General features: G+C 70.7%; 19 protein-coding genes and 1 tRNA gene. 13 read left to right on the top strand and 7 right to left on the bottom strand.

The annotated features are described in order from the left end of the window. Positions 1 to 154: 154 nt before the first annotated feature. Positions 155 to 1,354 carry a CdaR family transcriptional regulator gene (locus tag OHU34_RS02940; RefSeq protein ID WP_372481673.1) on the bottom strand — a complete coding sequence of 400 codons (1,200 nt, stop codon included), beginning with the start codon at positions 1,352 to 1,354 and terminating at the stop codon, positions 155 to 157. A gap of 150 nt (positions 1,355 to 1,504) precedes the next feature. Between OHU34_RS02940 and OHU34_RS02935 the strand changes: the two genes are divergently transcribed. The 6 genes from OHU34_RS02935 (at position 1,505) to OHU34_RS02910 (ending at position 6,885) form a co-directional block, all read left to right on the top strand. Next, positions 1,505 to 3,004 carry a long-chain-fatty-acid--CoA ligase gene (locus OHU34_RS02935; protein WP_405764463.1) on the top strand — a complete coding sequence of 500 codons (1,500 nt, stop codon included), beginning with the start codon at positions 1,505 to 1,507 and terminating at the stop codon, positions 3,002 to 3,004. A 565-nt stretch (positions 3,005 to 3,569) separates the two neighbouring features. Then, positions 3,570 to 4,244, top strand: a complete 675-nt coding sequence (locus OHU34_RS02930) for a maltokinase N-terminal cap-like domain-containing protein (protein ID WP_142270333.1) — start codon at positions 3,570 to 3,572, stop codon at positions 4,242 to 4,244. Positions 4,245 to 4,276: 32 nt separating this feature from the next. Continuing rightward, on the top strand, positions 4,277 to 4,570 hold the full coding sequence (locus OHU34_RS02925; protein WP_054237840.1) for a hypothetical protein: 294 nt from the start codon (positions 4,277 to 4,279) through the stop codon (positions 4,568 to 4,570). 148 nt (positions 4,571 to 4,718) lie between these two features. Next, positions 4,719 to 4,792: transfer RNA gene (locus OHU34_RS02920), tRNA-Met, on the top strand. A 190-nt stretch (positions 4,793 to 4,982) separates the two neighbouring features. Next, positions 4,983 to 6,185, top strand: coding sequence for a lactonase family protein (locus OHU34_RS02915; protein ID WP_405764459.1), 1,203 nt, complete (start codon positions 4,983 to 4,985; stop codon positions 6,183 to 6,185). 241 nt (positions 6,186 to 6,426) lie between these two features. Beyond that, positions 6,427 to 6,885: an SRPBCC family protein gene (locus OHU34_RS02910; protein WP_142270334.1), complete on the top strand. Its 459-nt coding sequence runs from the start codon at positions 6,427 to 6,429 to the stop codon at positions 6,883 to 6,885. A 49-nt stretch (positions 6,886 to 6,934) separates the two neighbouring features. On the opposite strand, the gene OHU34_RS02905 is transcribed toward OHU34_RS02910, so the two are convergent. From OHU34_RS02905 to OHU34_RS02895, 3 genes are all read right to left on the bottom strand, one after another. Further along, entirely contained in the window at positions 6,935 to 7,108 is a 174-nt protein-coding gene (locus OHU34_RS02905) for a hypothetical protein (RefSeq protein ID WP_200840119.1), read from the bottom strand. A gap of 25 nt (positions 7,109 to 7,133) precedes the next feature. Further along, positions 7,134 to 7,490: a PRC-barrel domain-containing protein gene (locus OHU34_RS02900; protein WP_142270335.1), complete on the bottom strand. Its 357-nt coding sequence runs from the start codon at positions 7,488 to 7,490 to the stop codon at positions 7,134 to 7,136. 242 nt (positions 7,491 to 7,732) lie between these two features. Next, on the bottom strand, positions 7,733 to 7,963 hold the full coding sequence (locus OHU34_RS02895) for a hypothetical protein (RefSeq protein ID WP_142270336.1): 231 nt from the start codon (positions 7,961 to 7,963) through the stop codon (positions 7,733 to 7,735). 215 nt (positions 7,964 to 8,178) lie between these two features. Here OHU34_RS02895 and OHU34_RS02890 point away from each other — a divergent pair, with 215 nt between their 5' ends. Next, complete coding sequence (locus tag OHU34_RS02890; RefSeq protein ID WP_142270337.1) at positions 8,179 to 8,850, top strand: beta-glucanase; 672 nt, start codon at positions 8,179 to 8,181, stop codon at positions 8,848 to 8,850. Between the two features lie 130 nt (positions 8,851 to 8,980). Next, positions 8,981 to 9,409, top strand: coding sequence for a DUF6003 family protein (locus OHU34_RS02885; protein ID WP_142270338.1), 429 nt, complete (start codon positions 8,981 to 8,983; stop codon positions 9,407 to 9,409). Between the two features lie 77 nt (positions 9,410 to 9,486). Here the strand turns inward: OHU34_RS02885 and OHU34_RS02880 are convergent, their stop codons facing one another. After that, positions 9,487 to 10,452: a YihY/virulence factor BrkB family protein gene (locus OHU34_RS02880; RefSeq protein WP_142270339.1), complete on the bottom strand. Its 966-nt coding sequence runs from the start codon at positions 10,450 to 10,452 to the stop codon at positions 9,487 to 9,489. A gap of 150 nt (positions 10,453 to 10,602) precedes the next feature. Between OHU34_RS02880 and OHU34_RS02875 the strand changes: the two genes are divergently transcribed. Continuing rightward, positions 10,603 to 11,211: a TetR/AcrR family transcriptional regulator gene (locus OHU34_RS02875; protein WP_405764452.1), complete on the top strand. Its 609-nt coding sequence runs from the start codon at positions 10,603 to 10,605 to the stop codon at positions 11,209 to 11,211. After that, positions 11,208 to 12,302, top strand: coding sequence for a DMT family transporter (locus OHU34_RS02870; RefSeq protein ID WP_142270341.1), 1,095 nt, complete (start codon positions 11,208 to 11,210; stop codon positions 12,300 to 12,302). The genes OHU34_RS02875 and OHU34_RS02870 overlap by 4 nt, the downstream gene beginning before the upstream one ends. A 15-nt stretch (positions 12,303 to 12,317) precedes the next feature. Here OHU34_RS02870 and OHU34_RS02865 read toward each other — a convergent pair whose 3' ends face one another. Together OHU34_RS02865 and OHU34_RS02860 are read right to left on the bottom strand one after the other, a co-directional pair. Beyond that, complete coding sequence (locus OHU34_RS02865; protein ID WP_405764450.1) at positions 12,318 to 13,655, bottom strand: L-fuconate dehydratase; 1,338 nt, start codon at positions 13,653 to 13,655, stop codon at positions 12,318 to 12,320. A gap of 11 nt (positions 13,656 to 13,666) precedes the next feature. After that, the gene (locus OHU34_RS02860) at positions 13,667 to 14,518 is read right to left on the bottom strand and encodes a fumarylacetoacetate hydrolase family protein (RefSeq protein WP_142270343.1); all 852 of its coding nucleotides are present in this window, start codon (positions 14,516 to 14,518) and stop codon (positions 13,667 to 13,669) included. Positions 14,519 to 15,379: 861 nt separating this feature from the next. On the opposite strand from OHU34_RS02860, the gene OHU34_RS02855 reads away from it, so the two are divergent. From OHU34_RS02855 to OHU34_RS02845, 3 genes are all read left to right on the top strand, one after another. Continuing rightward, positions 15,380 to 16,432: a sugar ABC transporter substrate-binding protein gene (locus OHU34_RS02855; RefSeq protein WP_405764448.1), complete on the top strand. Its 1,053-nt coding sequence runs from the start codon at positions 15,380 to 15,382 to the stop codon at positions 16,430 to 16,432. Positions 16,433 to 16,537: 105 nt separating this feature from the next. Further along, entirely contained in the window at positions 16,538 to 18,112 is a 1,575-nt protein-coding gene (locus OHU34_RS02850) for a sugar ABC transporter ATP-binding protein (protein ID WP_405764446.1), read from the top strand. A 2-nt stretch (positions 18,113 to 18,114) separates the two neighbouring features. Further along, entirely contained in the window at positions 18,115 to 19,155 is a 1,041-nt protein-coding gene (locus tag OHU34_RS02845) for an ABC transporter permease (protein WP_020126569.1), read from the top strand. Positions 19,156 to 19,165 lie beyond the last annotated feature (10 nt).

Genomic DNA, 19,165 nt, shown 5'->3' with positions numbered 1-19,165 from the left:
GGCGCTCCCGGGGCCGGTATCAGAAGGCGCGGGAGCGATGTCGTGGGTGAAGGGGCCAGCAGCGGATGGCGCGCGCAGCCGGAAGCCGTAGCGGTGCGGGTCGATCACGCCGTCGAGGACCACGTGGTGCCACGCTCGTCCGTGCGCGGCCGTGTCAGTCCGATGCGGGCGGCGGCTGCTCGCCCGCGCCGACGCCGGCGTTGCGAACGGCCAGGAGTGCCGCACCGATGTCGGCCACCGCGCGCGGATCGGAAAGGGAACGGCCCGTCAACTCCTCGACACGGCGCAGTCGGTAACGCACGGTGTTGGGGTGGACGAAGAGGCCCCGGGCCGCTTCGGTGGCCGAGCCGGCGGCGGCGAACCAGTGCTCCAGGGTCTCCAACAGACGAGCACGTTCCGCGACCGGCAGGTCGACCAGGGGCTGGAGAACCACTCCCACGAGATGAGCCGCCTCCGCCGGAGCCGCGGCCACCACCATGGCGAGCGGGTTGTCGTCGAACCGCGCGACGCCGGGACCGGTGCCCCGCAGCCCGGCCAGGGCCAGGCGAGCGAAGTGCAGCGCCTGCGGAGTGTCCCGCAGGGAGGGGAAGCACGGGCTGACCCCCACGCGGGCCCGGGCGCGACGCAGGACGCGCAGACAGGCGCTCTCCGCCGTCGGCGTGGGCAGGGCGATCACCCCGATCTGATGGTCGGGCAACAGCCGCCAGGCCGAAGCGAGTTGGGCCTGACGCAGCTCGGCTTCGATGCCCGCCAGCGGCTCCTGGCCGGGAGCGCCGGCCGCCGCCGCGACCACCGCGTAGGGGCCGTGCTCGGGCAGGCCCAGCTCACGGGCGGCCTCCCACAGCGTGGTCCGGTCGGCGATGACACCGGTGAACAGGGCCTCCACCAGTGCCGAGCGCCGGGCGTGCCGCTGCGAGGTCAACTCCGCGGAGGTCTCCCGGTAGGCCGCCGCCACCGCCTCCGCATACAGCCCGAACAACGCCCAGATCTCCGCGGACTGGGACACCAACTGGTCGTCGGAGACCTCGGGATGTGTCCGCGACTCCAGGAGGATCTCCGTCCACAGCAGTTCGAAGCCGACCCGGTACGCGTGCAGGGTGTCCGCCAGCGGCACGCCCTGTTCGGCACGCACCCGGCCGGTCTCGCGGGCCGGGCTCGGGTCCGGGGCATCCGCGTGACCGAGGTGGCTCAGGACCAGGTCCGCGTTGGCGGTGCACGAGCGGCGCAGCGAGTCGAAGGGGATCAGCGACTCCTCGTCGTAGGCGTCGACGTCCGAGCGGATACGCTGCGCGATCCGCTCACCCAGTTCCGGAAGTCTGGAATGAAGCGCCGCCGCCACGCCCGAGATATCCATTCCCGCAGCTTAACGCCATCGTTTTGTTCCCCGAACCAATCCGGGAGGGGAGGCGCTGTCCTGCCGTCCATAGTCCGCCGCCGTGCGTGGCAGCACGATGTCGCGCAGGTGAACAGCGGATTTCAACGGTGACGTTCGTGGAGGCGGGTCATGGCCAATCTGGCGCAGTTCCTGGTGGAGACGGCACAGCGGCAGCCGGGACGCCCCGCGCTGCGCCTGGGCGAGCAGGTCACCTGCTACGCGGAACTGGACGAGCGCAGTGCCCGCGCCGCCGCGCTGCTGCGGGCCGAGGGCGTGCGGCCGGGGGACCGGGTCGCGCTGATGCTGCCCAACGTTCCCGAGTTCGTCGTCCTGTACTACGGGGTGCTCCGCGCCGGGGGGATCGTCGTACCGATGAACCCGCTGCTGAAGACGCGGGAGACCGAGTACCACCTCGACGACTCCGGGGCGGTGCTGCTGTTCGAATGGCACCAGGCGCCGGGGGAGGGCGCGCAGGGCGCGGCCGCCGCCGGTGTGCGGCACCTGGCCGTCGAACCCGCGGCCTTCGGCGCGCTGCTGGCCGCGCACGAGCCGCTGACCGAGGTGGCCGAGACCGGCGTCGACGACGTGGCCGTGCTTCTGTACACCTCCGGCACCACCGGTCGCCCCAAGGGCGCCACGCTCACGCACGGCGGGCTGCGGCACAACACCGAGGTCAACACGGTCCACGTCCAGCGCATGACACCTCAGGACGTGGTGGTGGGCTGTCTGCCGCTGTTCCACATCTTCGGCCAGATCTGCACGATGAGCGTGGCCGTCCGCGCCGGCGCCTCCCTGACGCTGATCCCCCGCTTCGAACCGCAGACCGTGCTGGACGCCGTCGCCCGCGACCGGGCCACGGTCTTCGAGGGCGTTCCCACGATGTACGCGGCGCTGCTCCAGCACCCGTCCGAGGTGGACGTGTCGACGCTGCGGATGTGCATATCCGGCGGGGCCTCGCTGCCGGTGGAGGTCCTGCACGGCTTCGAGCGGCGCTTCGGCTGCGCGGTGCTGGAGGGCTTCGGCATGTCCGAGACCAGCCCGGTGGTCACTTTCAACCACCCCGACCGGCCGCGCAAGGCCGGCTCCATCGGCACGCCGATCCGTGATGTGCAGGTGCGGCTGCTCGACGACAAGGGTCAGGACGTCGCCCCGGGTGAGGTGGGCGAACTGGCCGTGCGCGGCCCGAACGTGATGAAGGGCTACTGGAACCGCCCCGAGGAGACCGCTACCGCCATGCCGGACGGCTGGCTGCGCTCCGGCGACCTCGCGCGGCAGGACGAGGACGGCTACCTGTACATCGTGGACCGCAAGAAGGACATGATCATCCGTGGCGGCTACAACGTCTATCCGCGGGAGATGGAGGAGGTCCTGCACGAGCACCCGGCCGTCGCCCTGGCCGCCGTGGTGGGCGTGCCGCACACCCACCTGGGCGAGGAGATCGCAGCCGCGGTCGTCCTGCGCCCGGGCGCCCATGCCACCCCCGACGAGCTGAGGGAGTTCGTCAAGAGCCGGGTGGCGGCATACAAGTACCCGCGTGAGGTGTGGCTCGTGGACACCCTGCCGACCGGCCCCAGCGGCAAGATCCTCAAGCGCGAGATCACCGCGCCGGTCGGACCGGTCCGGGGCTGAGACCGGCCGAGCCGGTGGACGCTTCCGGGGACCGGGCCGCCGTGCGGGACAGGATCGGCAGTCGGCGGCCCGCCGACTACCGACGGCTCGTGGAGACCTACGGCTGGGGGAGTTCTGCGGCTTCCTCCACCTCCGCACGCCGTTCGGCACGAGCAGGCACAACGGCATCCGGGGCACGACGATGGACGCCGACCGGTTGTGCCGGCTCACCGGTCGGGCTCCCGACGAGTGGCCGGTCGTGGTGTGGAGCAGCGAGGGCCGGCACGAGACGCATCACAGGGGCGCGGCCGAGTTCCTCGCCGGACGGGTCGGCGGCACGTCGACACCGACTGGCATCTCACCTGCGACGCGACCGCCCCCACCGGATCCGGCTCGCCTTTCCGCCCGAAGACGGCGAACGGGTCCGGCAGCGTTCCTTCGCCGCCGCTGCGCGCATGGGGTGCGAGGTGCTTCAGGTGACGGCCGCAGCGGGAACGCCCCTGGCGGCCTGGAACGCACCCACAGACGAGGACCGGTCCGCCTGACCTGTCCCGGCACATCCGCCCCACGAAAAAGGAACCTCGGCATGGCCGTCATCCACCGCACTGTCCTCAAGCCGACCAAATTGGAACTGCTCACCTCCTGGCTGCCCACCCGGCCGTGGTATGCGGGCGGCACGGGCGCACCAGAACTGGCCAAGGCCGGGGGCTTCCGGCTGGACGACCCCGAGGGCGAGGTCGGGATCGAGTTCCTCGTGGTCACCGATACCTCCGGCAGCCGTCCGGTCACCTATCTGGTGCCGTTGACCTATCGCGGGGCCCCGCTCGAAGGGGCGGAACACGCCCTCGTCGGCATCATGGAGCATGGGGTGCTGGGGCGGCGCTGGGCCTACGACGGCTGCCACGACCCGGTGCTGGTCGCCCAGTTGGCGGCGCTCGTCGAGGGCCGGGTCCAGGCCCAGGACCAGAACACCAGCGATGTCCCCGACCGGGAGGTCACCCGTTCCTGTACCGGTGACGGTGCCACCCCCACCGACTCCATGACCGGCGCCGCGGACGACCCACAGGGCACCGAGCTGCCCGCACCGCCGGGCACGACACTCCGCCTGCACCGGGTCCTGCGCCCTGCCCCGGACGACCAGCCGTCGCCGCCTGCGCAGACGGTCGGCCATGTCGCCGGCTCCTGGGCACTCCCGGACGGCACGCGCGCGCGGGGACTCTTCGTCGTCCTGCACAACGGGGCGTCGCCGGCAGAACACTGATGAAGAGCGCGGATCGGGGTACCTGGGCCCACATGGCACAGAAAACTGATCACGTCGAATCCGTGCGTGCCGTCCGGCAGCTGCGGCGCATCCGCCCTGTCTACGCGGGCGGTGCGGCCTTGTGGGCCGCATCGGCTGTCTGGACGGGATGGGACGATCCCGGGAGTCGGCAGATGTGGGTGTCGGTGCTCTTCCTGGTGGTCTTCGCCGGTCTCCTGTCCGTGACTTCGCTGTGGCTGTGGCGTCAGCAGACGGCCGGTGAGGGCAGGTCCGTGCACCACGCCGCCCCACGAAGGACCGCCACGCGTCGCCACGCCAACGCCTGAGGACCGACGCCTGAGGACCGACGCCTGAGGACCGACGTCCGAGGGCTGCGGGCCGAGGTCTCGGGCCTTCCGCCTGTCCCGGCGTCCGCCGTGGCAGGGCCCGATAAATCCTTGGCCCGCCACGGCCTCGGCGTCCTACAGTGAAGGTCGCCGGGTGGAGCAGGTAGGCAGCTCGCTGGGCTCATAACCCAGAGGTCGCGGGTTCAAATCCCGCCTCGGCCACGAAGACCGGGCCCGCCGCACACGCGGCGGGCCCGGTCCTGCGTTGCGGCGTGCTGCCGACGGGCCCCCGGCGGCCCGAACTGTCAGGGCGCGGTTCTTACGGGACTCTGACGTGCGCCTCGGACACCTTCAGCACTGCTGTCACTTCGGCAACTCTGGTCACGCAACCCCCGGATTCGAGGAGCCGCACGTGAGCAGGCACAACAAACGCAGGTCGAAGCTTCGGAAGAGGATGACCGTCTTCGGCGGTGGCGCGGTGGCTGTCGCTGCCGTGGTCGCGACGGTCAACGTCGCCTCCGCAGGCCAGGTTTCACCGGCCGGCACCGCGCCGAAGGCCGACCACGCCGTCTTCGTCCAGGGCAACGAGCTCGCGGGCAACACGATCCATGTCTTCCGCCGAGGCGATGACGGCAAGCTGACCGCCGCGGGGGAGTACGCGACCGGAGGATTGGGCGGGGACCAGGTCGACGCGCCCACCGACTCCCTTGCCTCGCAGGGGAGTCTTGTCTACGACCCGCGTTCCGGCCGGCTGCTGGCGGTCAACGCGGGCAGCGGCACGCTGACATCCTTCGCGGTGCACGGCCAGAAGCTGACGGATCGCCAGACCGTCTCCGCGCGAGGCCGGTTCCCCGCGGGCATCGCGGTCTCGGGCGACCTGGCGTACGTGCTGAACGCGGGTGGCGCCGGAAGTATCCAGGGCTACAGGATCACTTCCAAGGGGCTGAAGCCGCTGAGCGGATCCCACCGCGGCCTGGGGCTCGAGAACGAGAGCGTGCCGTTGTTCAGCAGCTCGCCGGGCCAGGTCGCGTTCACGCCGGACGGCCGGAACCTGGTCGTCACGACCAAGTCGGCGAACACCATAGAGGTCTTCCCCGTGGGCCGTGACGGCCGCCCGGCGGCGCAACCGGTGGTGACCGGGTCCGCGGGCATGGTGCCGTTCGCCGTCACCTTCGACAAGGCCGGACGCATGCTGGTCGCAGAGGCCGCCACATCGACCGTCACCACCTACCGCGTGCGGCGCGACGGTGCGTTGGACGTCGTGCAGGAGTCCCTGCCCAACGGGCAGGACACGTTGTGCTGGCTGGAGCGGGCGGGCGACTTCTTCTACGGGGGCAACACCGGCAACTCGACGGTCACCGGCTACCGGACGGGCCCGCACGGCCGACTCGCCCTGACCAATGAGGCCGGCATCGCCACCGCTCCGTCGGGCAAGTCCCAGGGCGTCATCGACATCGCCGTGGCCGAGGACAAGTTCGTCTACGTCCAGAACGCCACCTCGGGCACCGTGGACGGCTTCAGGGTCGGCCGCAACGGCGCACTCACCAAGGTCACGACGGTCACCGGTCTGCCCGCCTTCGCCGAATCCGGCATGGAGGGCATCGCCGCGGTGTAACGAAGCTGCCTCCGCGGCAGAACGCCCCGGGCCCGCTCACCGCGTGCTCGGGGCGTTTCTCCGGACGCCTGCCCGGCTCTCAAAAGGGTGTCTGCGCTCTCCGCCGTGCCCGCCTGGCGGAGAATTGCCGATTGCCGCGCGGGGTGTTCGATGGTCCTATGGGGTCGCGGTACCGCTGCGAAGTGACGTGCGGTACGGCATGGCCTTCGCGCGCGTGCGACTCGACCGATGGGGAGTGCTCATGTCAGGACAGTTCGAAGCGACGGTGGAGGTCGATCGGGCTGTCGAGGAGGTCTTCGCCTACCTCGCCGACGGGCGCAACGATCCGCAGTTCAGTCCCCGTGTGCTCAAGATCGAGCGGATTCCTGATGCCCCGACCACGGTGGGTACCGTCTTCCGGAGCACGGTCAAGGACGCCGGGATGAAGACCGCCAGAGAGTTCCGCATCACGGCTCTCGAAGCGCCCGTGAAGATCCGGTGGGCCGAGGCCTCGAAGAACACCGTGACGGTACGTGAAGGCGGTTACGACCTGGAGCCGCTGCCCGGCGGCGGAACCCGGGTCCGTATCTTCAACGTTCTCGAAGGCCACGGGGTGGGCAAGCTCCTCGTCGGCCTGGCGCTCGCCGCCGCGCGCAAGGACGCCCCCGGTTTCGGTTCCCGTATCAAGACGGCGGCCGAGGCGGCGATCGTGCCGCGCTGATGGACCGATGGCGTCGTCGGCGGCTTTTCCCCGTCCGGGGAAAAGCCGGTCAACGGGCAATACGGTGTTTCCTTCCGCCGCGGCGGAACCGCACCCCGGCGTACAAGAGATCGGCGAGAAGGACCAAGGCGCCGATGATCAGCAGGTAGAACAGCCCGTGGACCGCGAATCCGATGATGCCCAGGACGAGGGCCACGAGGATCAGAAACAGAAACAGGCTCATTTGCTCTCCCGGCGGCCTCGACGTGTCAGCGACGGGCGAGGCGACGCTCGCCGCCGGCGCCCGGCGCGTAGTCCAGTTCGTAGTGCGCGAAGATCTTCGGTTCCTCCGGGGCAGGCAGTTCGCCGTCGAGGTCGATCGACGGGGCCTTCTTCACCGCGTTCTTGTCGTGGGCGACCTTCAGGTAGCCCGGACCGACCGTCGCGCCGAGGAGCGGCACGAACACCAGACGGCGACGGGTGGGAAGCCCGACCGTCACCGTGGCGAAGCTGGGCAGGTCGGTCCCGGTGTCCACATAGACCGACTCCAGGATGCCGATCTTGTGGCCCTGCGGGTCCACCACGTCGTGACCGCGCCACTCACGGATATCGCTTGGCTCGAACATCAGCTACCTCCGCAGGTGCGGGTACCCGCGTTCGCGTCTCCGATGTCATGCGCACACGCCTCGGCCGCACATGCGGAAGCCGCGCGGCGAGCCATGGACACGCACCGCACCGTGGGGGATGTCCTCGGTCCCACGAGAGGCGGTCCATTGGAGGGCAAGGTCCGCCGCGTGAAGAAGGGCGGCCGCTCCTGATGGCGGGGAAGCAGCAGCAGGCCGCCGACCGTGACGAGACCGTGGACGCGTTATCGGCGGTCCGGGCCGTGCTCCCAGGTTTTCGGGCCGCCGCCTCGCCACTCGATCAGTGGGGACGCCTCGACGTAGGCCTCGTCGGCATCGGTCAACCCGGTCTCGCGGAGGAACTCGGCGACGTCCAGCAGGCCGTACGCCATCCCCAGGAAATGGTCACCGGCACGCACCCGTCGCCCGCCGTCCGCGGCGGGCGGGTAGATCACGACGGGGTGCGCAAGGCCCATGGGAACAGCGTGCGCCCCTCGCCGAACAAGCGCATGCGGGCCAACGGTGGAGTGGGCGCGCGCAATACGCACGCCGCACGGTCAGCGCCCCGCGCGTGCGCTACGCCGAACGGGTGAATCGCGGGTCGGGTGAATTCGGGCATCGCATGGCCGAGGCCGCGCTGGGGAGAAATCCGGCATGTGATGCCGTATCCGGCGACAGAGGGAGCCCTCGGGTGAGCGCAGTCGTCTTCACCGCTGATTTCTCCTCCGACCGTCAGTGGGTTGCGGGCCGTTCCTGGGCCTATCCCGACGGCGGCCCCACCAATCCCGGCGACAACAAACTGGACCACCTCACGGCCGACCCCTCGTACTCCCGCAACGGCACGTTCCGCGCCACGCGCAGAGCCGACGGCCTGTGGGACGCCGGCCTGTTGACCACCGAGGAGAGTGCGGAGGGCTTCATGGTCCGCACCGGAGACCGCCTCGACACCAGGGTGCGCCTGCCCACCGGGCAGGGTTCCTGGCCGGCGATCTGGACCTGGCGGGACGGAGGCAACGAGGTGGACGTGTTCGAGTACCACCCGGACAACCCCGACCTTCTGGAGCTGAGCAACCACGTACGCGAGGGCCACAGTTACGTGCGTGACGAAGCCGTCAGTCCCGGTGGTGTCATCGATCTGAGCGTGACCTTCGGCAGGCGCAGCGTGGTCTGGTCGCTGAACGGGGAGCGGATCTTCGCCGACGGACGGGGTGTCGGGTCCTCCTGGCACGCCTATCTCATCGTCAACCTCTCGGTGTGCGCGGGCCGTTACCACCCGCCTCCGGACGACACCGCCACCGAGTTGTCGTACGGGGTGGAGAGCCTGGTGGTGCGCCGTGCGGTGGACCGGGGCTCCGGCCCCTGACGGGTGGGGGCGACGGGACGGCGACGTCGACGAGAGTGCCGACGGTAATCCGGGTGCGGTGGGGTAGAGGGACGTCGATCGGCCCCTCACCGTGGCGGCCGGCAAGTCTCCCGTCGAAAAGGAGCCGAGCATGACCGACGAGGCCTACCTGTTTCTGCTGGACGACGCCGACGTGCCGCTCGGGGTGGCTCCGGCCGCCGTCGGTGACCTCGCCTGCATGGACACCACGGCGGTCCGCGCGTGGCTGAACGCACAGGGAAGCACGGCGACGTCCCCCCGTCTGCGACTCGTGCCGCCGGAGGAGAGGACGGCCGTTCCCGAGGGAGCGGAACGGCTGCCGGTCCCGCTGAGCGAGGAGGAACTGAGCCGTGTACGGCACCGGATGGCGCCGGCGGCGCACCCCCGGGTCGAGGAGGAACTGCTCGCCTATCGCGACTGTGCCGACGGCAGGGACGAGCTGATCGGGCGGGCACTGGCCGCCGGCGTGCCGCCGCACCGCATCGTCGAACTGACGGGTGTGGATCCCGCGACGGTGACCGCGGCGGCCGGCGGTCGGTGAGACGGCGGTCGTACGCGCGTAGTGGGGCGACGGCGGTCGGGCGACGGGCGGCCTGGCGGAGGGCGTGAAGCGGCGCGTCACACCCCCGGGCCGGGGTCCGGCCGCACGGCCGATTCGACGCCGGCCCGGGCCGCTTCGAGCTGCGCGGCGAACGCGATACCGAGGAAGAGCGCGACGGCCGTGAGGTTGGCCCAGAGCAGCAGGGCGATGAACGCGGTGAGCGGCCCGTACAGGGCGCCGAAGGCACCGCTCTTCTCGACGTACAGGGCGAGCAGCCATGTGGCCGCGATCCACAGCAGGAGATGGACGGCGGAGCCGAAGGCCAGCCAGGTGTACCCCGGCTGCATCCGACGGGGCGACCACCGGAAGATCACCGCGGAGGCCACCCAGGCCAGCGCGAGTCCCACGGGGATGTCGAGCACACCCCACCAGTGCGGCCCACCGCCCTCCCACCCCGCGGTGTCCGCGATCGCGTCGCCGACGGCCTCGCCGGCCACGAGCACGACGAACCCCAGTCCCAGGGGCAGACCGGCCGACAGCGCCAGGATCAGCGCCCGGCCGTACTTGCGCGGGAAGGGGCGGTCGCGCTCGATGCCGTAGATCCGGTTGGCGCCCCGCTCGATCTGTCCCATGGCCGAGGCGAGGTTCAGCAGGGCGAAGGCCAGCCCGAGCCAGAGGGCGAGCGTGCTCCACACGTCGCCGTGGGCGCTGCGCCGCGTCCCGTCGAAGGCGTCCTCGACGATGCCGGCGCTGGCTCCCGGCACGATCCGGCCGAGGGTGAGCTCGATGATCCGGCCCACGCCCTCCGTGTGCACCGAGGTGGCAAGCCCCACCAGCGCCACGGTGCACGGCACCAGGCCCAGCACCACCTGGAAGGCGAGCGCCCGCGCGTTGGTGAAGCCGTCCGCGTAACGGAACCGGGCGAAGGAGTCGGTCAGCAGCCGCAGCCCTCCGTAGTGGCGCAGCGCGGTGAACGCCTCGTCTCCGGAGAGTTCCTCCCCGATCATGTCCCGGGTCTGGGGGACGTGGACGGTGGTTCCCATGACGTTGACGCTCCCTTGTCGCGCGATCGCTCCCTGTCCGGTTGCCCCGTGAACCTTGATCACGCACCGCCGCCGGGATCGGTCCGGCAACAGGCGCCGCGCGAGCAGTTCTAGGTAGACTGACCTACCTAGAATCTGGGAGGGAACGGAATGAGTGACACCCCCACCGCCGCGCCGCGACCCGGCAAGGCGCCCGGCAAGGCGCGCGCACGGTTGCTCGCCGCCGCCGGGCGCCGCTTCTACGCGGACGGCGTGTCGGCGACGGGGATCGACAGGATCACCGCCGAGGCGGGTGTGGCGAAGATGAGTCTGTACAACAACTTCTCCTCGAAGGCCGACCTGGTGATGGCCTACCTCGATGCGCGGCACGAGGAGTGGCTGGGCCTGTACCGGCGGCGGCTCGAAGGGGTCCGGGACGGTCACGGCGGCGTGCTGGCCGTCTTCGACGCCTACGCCGATCACGCCGCCTTCGCCTACGAGCACGGCTTTCGGGGGTGTGGGCTGCTGAACGCGGCTGCCGAACTGCCCGCCGGGCACGAGGGACGGGACGTGGTGCGTCGGCACAAGGAGGAGGTCGAGTCCCTGCTCTGCGGGCATCTCGGGGAACTCCTGCCCGACCGGCCCGAGGAGGCCGGTGAGTTGGCGGAGCATCTGTCGTTCCTGCTGGAGGGCGCGACGGCACGGGCCGGCCTGGAGGGCGCGGGCACGCGGCTGCAGCATGCGCGGACCATGGCGGCGAACCTGCTGGACCGGCTGTGACGCGGTCCGCCGGACCCGCGGTCGGCTCGGTGGGCGCGGGCTCGCTGTGCGTGCTCGTGGCGTCGGTGCTGTGGGGCACCACGGGTACCGCCGCGACCTTCGCGCCAGCCGTGGGACCCCTCGCGATCGGGGCCGCGGCCATGGGCCTGGGCGGACTCCTCCAGGCCCTCCTCGCCGCCCCTCGTATCGCACGGGAGACGTCCGCGCTGCGCGCGCGGCGCGCAGTGGTCGTGCTCGGCGCGCTGGCGGTGGGCGCCTATCCGCCGGCGTTCTACACCTCCATGCACCTGGCCGGGGTCGCCGCCGGCACCGTGGTGTCGATCGGCTCGGCCCCTCTCGCGTCGGCCCTGATCGAACGCGTCGTGGACAAACGCCGTCTGACGCGCCGTTGGATGACGAGCGCCGCTCTGGGTCTGTCGGGAACCGTTCTGCTGTGCATGGCCGAGGCGGCCCAGGCGCACTCCGGACCCGGCGCCCGCTCGGTGCGGGCGACCGTGCTCGGCGTGGGGCTGGGCCTGGTGGCCGGCTTCACCTACGCCCTGTACTCCTGGGCGGCCCATCGCCTGATCAGCCGCGGGGTCACCTCCGGCGCGGCCATGGGTGCCGTCTTCGGGCTGGGCGGCCTGCTGCTGCTGCCCGTGCTGCTGACCACCGGCGCCCCGCTGCTCGGCTCCTGGTCCAACGCGGCCGTCGGCACCTACATGGCCCTGGTCCCCATGTTCACCGGCTACGTCCTGTTCGGCTGGGGCCTGGCACACGTCCCGGCGAGCACCGCGACCACGCTCTCGCTGCTGGAACCCGCCGTCGCGGCCGTACTCGCCGTACTGGTCGTCGGTGAACGCCTGCCCCCGCTCGGCTGGACCGGCATCGCCCTGGTCGTGGGCTGCCTCGCCGTACTCACCGCGCCGACCGGTACCGCATCCCCGACGCGTGCCGCTCCACCGACCGGTACCGCGCCACCGCGTCGTACCGCTCCACCGACCGCCACCGCGTCCCCGACTCGGGCCGCTTCGCCGCCGATGCCGGCGGCGCCTGCGCCGAACGACCTCTCGGTCCGATGCCGGACGCGCCACCGGTCACGAGAGCCCTGAGACCCGAGAGGCCGGTCATGAGGTCGTGTCCCCTTCGGCGAGGTCGGCGGCCCAGAAGGCGCCGTCGGGGTAGCGGTACTCGGCGAGGGACCCGGGGTGCATCGCGGCGGAGAAGCCGGGGGACAGCGGCGCGGTGTAGTGGCCGTCGCGGATCACCACCGGTGTGACGAAGTGTTCGTGGAGGTGGTCGACGTACTCGATGACCCGGTTCTCGGTGGTGCCGGACAGGGCCAGGTAGTCGAACATCGACAGGTGCTGCACCAGCTCGCACAACCCCACACCGCCGGCGTGCGGGCACACCGGCACCCCGAACTTCGCGGCCAGCAGCAGGATCGCCAGGTTCTCGTTGACGCCGCCGACGCGAGCGGCGTCGATCTGGAGGACATCGAGGGCGCCGGCCTGGAGCAGTTGTTTGAAGACGATGCGGTTCTGGACGTGCTCACCGGTGGCGACCTTCACGGGCGCGACGCCCTCGCGTACGGCCGCGTGGCCGAGGATGTCGTCCGGACTGGTGGGTTCCTCGATCCAGTACGGGTCGAACTCCCCGAGGGCCCGGACCCACTCGATCCCCTCGCCGACGTTCCAGCGCTGGTTGGCGTCGATGGCGATACGGATGCCGTCACCGACGGCGGCGCGGGCGGTGCGCAGCCGCCGGATGTCGTCCGCCAGGTCGGCGCCGACCTTGAGCTTGATCTGGGTGAAGCCGTCGGCGACCGCTTCCTTGGCGAGTCGGGTGAGCTTCTCGTCGGAGTATCCGAGCCAGCCCGGCGAGGTGGTGTACCCGGGATAGCCGCGCTCCAGCAGGGCCGCCTCGCGCCCGGCGAGCCCGGCCCGTCCGTCCCGCAGCAGGGCCAGGGCATCCTCGGGGGTGAGGGCGTCGGCGATGTAGCGGAAGTCGACCTGGGAGACCAGCCATTCGGGGTCGGCGTGGGCGAGCAGACGCCACAGCGGCTGCCCGGCCCGCTTGGCGGTGAGGTCCCACACCGCGTTCACCACCGCCCCGATCGCCATATGCATGACGCCCTTCTCCGGGCCGAGCCAGCGCAGTTGGCTGTCGCCGATCAGATCACGGTTGAGCGATCCCGGATCGGCGCACAGCTCCTCGACGGAACGGCCCAGGAGATGCGGGCGCAGGGCGCCGATCGCCGCGACCTGGACGTCGTTGCCGCGCCCGATCGTGAACGTGAAGCCGTGCCCTTCGAGCCCGTCGCCGGCGTCGGTGCGCAGCACCACATAGGCGGCCGAGTAGTCGGGGTCCGGGTTCATCGCGTCGGAGCCGTCCAGGTCCCGGGAGGTGGGGAAGCGGATGTCGTGCGTGTCGACCGAGATGATCCGGGCGGGAGTTCCAGACAAGGGGGTGCCTTTCACGCTTGGCCGAAGGTCTGCCGCTGGCCGCCGAGCCCGTCGATCTCGAGCTCGACGGTGTCGCCGGGACGGAGGTAGGGAGTGCCGGGCAGGCCGAGGGCCACACCCGCGGGCGTACCCGTGTTGATCACGTCACCCGGCTCCAGCACCATGTACCGGCTCAGGTACGACACGAGGTGGTGGACCGGGAAGATCATGTCGCGGGTGTGGCCGTGCTGGCGCTTGACGCCGTTGACGGTCAGCCGGAGTCCCAGGTCCTGCGGGTCGGTGACCTCGTCGGCGGTGACCAGCCACGGGCCCAGCGGGTTGAACGTTTCGCAGGACTTGCCGAGGTCCCATTGAGGCGAGTACTCGAGCTGGAACTCCCGCTCGGAGACGTCGTGGCTGACCGCGTATCCCGCGATCACCCCCGGCGCCTCCTCGGGGCCCGACAGATAGCGGGCACGCCGTCCGATGACGACCGCGAGTTCGACCTCCCAGTCGGTCTTCCGGGAGCCGCGCGGGACCAGCACCTCGTCACGGGGGCCGACGACGGTGCCCGGGTCCTTCATGAAGACCACCGGACGGGCCGGGATCGCGGCCCCGGTCTCGGCGGCGTGGTCGCGGTAGTTCAGACCGACGCAGACGATCTTTCCCGGCCGGGCGACGGGCGCGCCGACGCGCAGGCCTTCGGCGTCGAGCTCCGGCAGAGCGCCGGCCTCGACCGCCGCGCGCGCCCGGTCGACACCGCCGGAGGAGAGGAAGGCGCCGTCGATCTCGGGGGTCACCGAGCGCAGGTCCAGCAGCCGGTCGTCGTCGACGCGGACCGCGGGCCGCTCCTCTCCCGGGGGGCCGACGCGTAGCAGTTTCACTGAGCAACTCCCTTGTCATGGGTGCTTCGTCCGCGAGTGCGCTCCCGTGCCGTGAAGAGCCGCCGGGCGAGCAGGACAGGCCTCTTCGCGCAGGTCACCGGCCGGATCACGCGCACGGTCTGGACTCGACCAGCATTCATCGGAGGAATGACGACTCCGTGACTGTAAAGGCTCACCAGCGTCTGGGCAATGGAGTCCTCGGATGTATCCGGCCGGGTGCGGTGGTTCTCGCCGGAGACTCCAGAGACTTGTCCGTATTCGTCGGGGAAGCCCCGCGAACCCGGCGTGGCCCATCGGACGAATGTCCGCCGAGTGCGTCGAGCGACGGGCGACGGCCTCTTCCGATCGGCGGCGACGGTCCCCACCGCCGAGGCGCTCCGGGCGCCCGTCGTGGTGGCGTCGGCGGTGCCGGCCCTCCCGGGCGTCCTTTCCGAGAGCGGGAGCATGCCGCACCGTGAACTCCGGAGCCTGCCGCGTCCCGAGCGGACGGCGAAGGAGAAGCCCAGGTCAGGCCCGACCGGCCAGGTGCGATCAAGGTTGCCGGTCGGACTGGTGGCCGTGTGCGGGGCGCCGCCGTGGAAATCGTTGGGGAACGGACTCTTGTCAACGTCGGCAACGCCGTCGTAACGTCCACGTCGTCCCGGATACATCGGAGGAATCAGCTTCGCTGGCTCTCTCGGCTGTTCAGTACCGCTTTCTCGGCCCCCTCTTCACCCTCATCCCATCCCCGCCGGCACGGTCCGCGCATGCCTTCGGCAGCGGCCACCTTCACGGTTCGAGTTCCCGTCCCGCCCACCGGGCGCGGACGCCTCTGCCGCCGCCGCGCACCGCCCTGCCCTGGCAAAGGAGAAACACACGGCCATGAAGCTCGCTCGCACCCGTTCCGCCGCCGCAGCCGCCGGAACCGTCCTCGTGACGCTCGCCCTCGTCACCGCATGCAACCGCGAGAGCACCGGCTCGGGTGCGGCGGGCGGCGCGGACAAGCCCGCCGTCGGCATCGACCTGCCGCGCTCCGACTCGGACTTCTGGAACTCCTACGCCGACTACGTGAAGAAGGACGTCAAGGCCGACGGCGTCAACGCGTTGCCGCTGAGCAACTCGCAGAACGACGTCACCAAGCTGGTAGCCAATGTGCAGGTGTTCCAGAACACGGGCGCCAAGGCGATCGTCATGGCTCCTCAGGACACCGGTGCGATCGCCTCCACGCTCGACACGCTCGCCTCGAAGAAGATCCCCGTGGTCAGTGTCGACACCCGCCCCGACAAGGGTGACGTCTACATGGTCGTACGCGCCGACAACAAGGCGTACGGCACCAAGGCCTGCGAGTTCCTCGGCAAGCAGCTCGGCGGCACGGGCAAGGTCGCCGAACTCCAGGGCGCCCTCGACTCCATCAACGGGCGCGACCGCTCCGAGGCCTTCGCCGCCTGCATGAAGGAGAAGTTCCCGAAGATCAAGGTGTTCGAGCTGCCCACCGACTGGAAGGGCGACGTGGCCTCGGCCAAGCTCCAGAGCCTGCTCGCCCAGCACCCCGACCTGAACGGCATCTACATGCAGGCGGGCGGTGTGTTCCTGCAGCCGACCCTGGCCCTGCTGGAGCAGAAGGGCCTGCTCAAGCCGGCCGGCCAGAAGGGGCACATCTCGATCATCTCCAACGACGGCATCCCGCAGGAGTTCGACGCGATCCGCAAGGGCCAGATCGACGCGACCGTCTCCCAGCCCGCCGACCTCTACGCCAAGTACGCGCTGTACTACGCCCGGGCGGCGGCCGACGGCAAGACCTTCAAGGCGGGGAAGACCGACCACGACTCCACGATCATCGAGATCCCGAACGGTCTCGAGGACCAGCTGCCCGCGCCGCTGGTGACCAAGGACAACGTCGAGGACAAGACCCTGTGGGGCAACAACGTCGGCTAGCGACCGGCCCCGACGGCAGGCACGCGGAGGGGCCGGCGCACCCCGTCCCTCCGCCTCCGTCCCCGCTCGTACCCCCGCATCCGGACCAGAAGGACGGTATTCACCATGGCGGACTCCGCGACCGCCCCGGCGACCGGCACCGTGAGCCGCGCCCCGGTGGCCGAGGCGACCGGAATCAGCAAACGGTACGGCGCCACCGTCGCGCTGCGCGACGCCCGCATCAGCATCGCCGAGGGCGAGTCGCACGCCCTGGTCGGACGCAACGGCGCGGGCAAGTCGACGCTCGTGTCCCTCCTCACCGGACTTCAGCAGCCCGACACCGGCACCCTGCGCTTCTGCGGCGAACCGGCGCCCGCCTTCGGCGACATCGACGCCTGGCGGTCCCGGGTGGCCTGCGTCTACCAGCGGTCCACGATCATCGGGGATCTGACCGTCGCCGAGAACCTCTTCCTCAACCGGCAGAGCGACGCCGCGTTGCGCCCCATCCGCTGGAAGGAGCTGCGCGGGCGCGCAGAGCAGCTCCTCGGCGAGTACGGAGTGGACGTCGACCCCGCGGTCCGGGCCCGCCATCTCACCGTGGAGCAGCGGCAGTTCGTCGAGATCGCCCGGGCCCTGTCCTTCGGCGCCCGGTTCATCATCCTGGACGAGCCGACCGCCAAGCTGGACGCCCGCGGAATCGACCGGCTCTTCGACAAGCTCCGTGACCTCCAACGGCAGGGTGTCGCCTTCCTCTTCATCTCCCACCACCTGCAAGAGGTCTACGACCTGTGCACCACGGTCACCGTCTACCGCGACGCGGCCCACATCCGCACCGCGGCGGTGGCCGGACTCGGCAAGCACGAGCTGGTCGAGGCCATGACCGGTGAGTCCGCCACGACGACGGGTGCCGACGAGGCGAGGACGGTCTCCCCGGCCGGCGCCAAGGTACTCCTCGACGTCGACCGGCTGACCCTGACCGGCACCTGCCGAGACCTGTCGCTCTCCGTCCGCACCGGTGAGGTGGTCGGCCTCGCGGGCGCGACGGCCAGCGGCAACGTCCAGGTGGGGGAGGCCGTCGCCGGACTGCACCGCGCCGAGGGAGGCAGGATCTCGGTCGACGGCCGGACCGTCCGTACCGGCAGTGTCCCGGCGTCCCTCACCGCGGGCGTCGGCCTGGTGCCGGAGGACCGGCACGTCCAGGGTCTCGTCCACGATCGCAGCGTCGCGGAGAACGCGACCCTCACCGTCACCGACCAGCTCGGCCCGTTCGGTATCGTCCTGCCGGCCCGCACCAGGATCTTCGCCCAGCGCATGATCCGCGATCTCGACATCAAGACGCCGGGTGCGGGCACCGCGGTCTCCGCGCTCTCCGGCGGCAACCAGCAGAAGGTCGTCGTGGCCCGGGCCCTGGCCACCGACCCTCATGTCCTGGTCGCCATCCGGCCCACCAACGGAGTGGACGTCAAGTCCAAGGAGTTCCTGCTCGCCAGGATCCGTGGGGTCGCCGAAACAGGGAAGGCCGCGCTGATCGTCTCCGACGAACTGGACGACCTCAGGGCGTGCGACCGGGTCGTGGTCATGTTCCACGGACGCGTGGTCGCGGAGTTCGACCGCGGCTGGAAGGACGAACAGATGGTCGCCGCCATGGAGGGCGTCGCCGGTACCCCCGCAGCAGCCGAGACCGAAGAGCACGGAAGGTAGTCATGTCCGCCACCACCGATGTCACCGACCCCGCAGCGAGCGTGGGGCAGACGACCGCCAAGGGCACCCGGCGCGGACTCGATCTCGGCCGCTTCCGTGAACTGTCCCTGGTCCCGGCCATCCTGGTCCTCGGCCTGATCGGGTTCATCGTCTCCCCGGCCTTCCTCACCTCCGACAACCTCATCGGCGTGGCCCAGCAGTCCACCGAGCTGAGCCTGCTGGTCCTGGCCACGGCGCTGATCCTGATCGTCGGCCGGATGGACCTGTCCCTGGAGTCCACGATCGGGGTGGCGCCCGTCATCGCCGTCTGGCTGGTCCTGCCCACCAGCGGCGGCCGGTTCAACGGCCTGGGGCTCCTTCCGCAGTGGACGGCGATCCCGCTCTGTCTCCTGGTGGGTGTGGCGATCGGCGCCCTCAACGGCTTCCTCATCCTCAAGCTGCGCCTCAACGGGTTCATCGTCACGCTCGGCGGGCTGACCATGCTGCGCGGACTCCAAGTGGCCCTGTCCGAAGGCCAGTCCATCGTGGATCTGCCGCCCTCCTTCACCTACCTGGGCAAGGCTTCCTGGCTGGGCGTCCCGGCCGCCATCTGGATCTGCGCGGTGCTGTTCGCCGCCGGCGGCTGCGCGCTGGCCTGGCTGCGGCACGGGCGGGCGCTCTACGCGATCGGCGGCAACGCGGAAGCCGCCCGCACCGCCGGTATCCGGGTCGACCGGATCGTGTGGGTCGTCCTGATCATCGGCAGCCTGCTGGCCGCGTTCGCCGGCATCCTCTACAGCGGCCACTACGGTTCCATCTCGGCCACCCAGGGCAGCGGCTGGATCTTCCAGGTCTTCGCCGCGACCGTCATCGGCGGCGTCAGCCTCAACGGCGGCAAGGGCTCGGTGTTCGGCGCGCTCACCGGCGTGCTGACCCTCCAGCTGGTCGTCAACGTGATGACGCTGGCGGGCGTACCGCCGCTGTGGAACCAGTTCCTCAACGGCGCGATCATCATCGTCGCGCTGATCATCTCCCGCTTCGCCTCCGGCGAGAAGCAGGAGTAGACGCGGTATT

The sequence above is a fragment of the Streptomyces sp. NBC_00080 genome, from assembly GCF_045041255.1.
Classification (GTDB): Bacteria; Actinomycetota; Actinomycetes; order Streptomycetales; family Streptomycetaceae; genus Streptomyces; species Streptomyces coriariae.
This window is presented reverse-complemented; position numbering and strand designations above follow the sequence as displayed.

Bases quoted from the DNA above. Each gene is read 5' to 3' on its own strand.
- OHU34_RS02940 (WP_372481673.1), bottom strand. From the start codon at position 1,354: ATGGATATCTCGGGCGTGGCGGCGGCGCTTCATTCCAGACTTCCGGAA.
- OHU34_RS02935 (WP_405764463.1), top strand. From the start codon at position 1,505: ATGGCCAATCTGGCGCAGTTCCTGGTGGAGACGGCACAGCGGCAGCCG.
- OHU34_RS02930 (WP_142270333.1), top strand. From the start codon at position 3,570: ATGGCCGTCATCCACCGCACTGTCCTCAAGCCGACCAAATTGGAACTG.
- OHU34_RS02925 (WP_054237840.1), top strand. From the start codon at position 4,277: ATGGCACAGAAAACTGATCACGTCGAATCCGTGCGTGCCGTCCGGCAG.
- OHU34_RS02910 (WP_142270334.1), top strand. From the start codon at position 6,427: ATGTCAGGACAGTTCGAAGCGACGGTGGAGGTCGATCGGGCTGTCGAG.
- OHU34_RS02905 (WP_200840119.1), bottom strand. From the start codon at position 7,108: ATGAGCCTGTTTCTGTTTCTGATCCTCGTGGCCCTCGTCCTGGGCATC.
- OHU34_RS02900 (WP_142270335.1), bottom strand. From the start codon at position 7,490: ATGTTCGAGCCAAGCGATATCCGTGAGTGGCGCGGTCACGACGTGGTG.
- OHU34_RS02895 (WP_142270336.1), bottom strand. From the start codon at position 7,963: ATGGGCCTTGCGCACCCCGTCGTGATCTACCCGCCCGCCGCGGACGGC.
- OHU34_RS02885 (WP_142270338.1), top strand. From the start codon at position 8,981: ATGACCGACGAGGCCTACCTGTTTCTGCTGGACGACGCCGACGTGCCG.
- OHU34_RS02880 (WP_142270339.1), bottom strand. From the start codon at position 10,452: ATGGGAACCACCGTCCACGTCCCCCAGACCCGGGACATGATCGGGGAG.
- OHU34_RS02875 (WP_405764452.1), top strand. From the start codon at position 10,603: ATGAGTGACACCCCCACCGCCGCGCCGCGACCCGGCAAGGCGCCCGGC.
- OHU34_RS02855 (WP_405764448.1), top strand. From the start codon at position 15,380: ATGAAGCTCGCTCGCACCCGTTCCGCCGCCGCAGCCGCCGGAACCGTC.
- OHU34_RS02850 (WP_405764446.1), top strand. From the start codon at position 16,538: ATGGCGGACTCCGCGACCGCCCCGGCGACCGGCACCGTGAGCCGCGCC.
- OHU34_RS02845 (WP_020126569.1), top strand. From the start codon at position 18,115: ATGTCCGCCACCACCGATGTCACCGACCCCGCAGCGAGCGTGGGGCAG.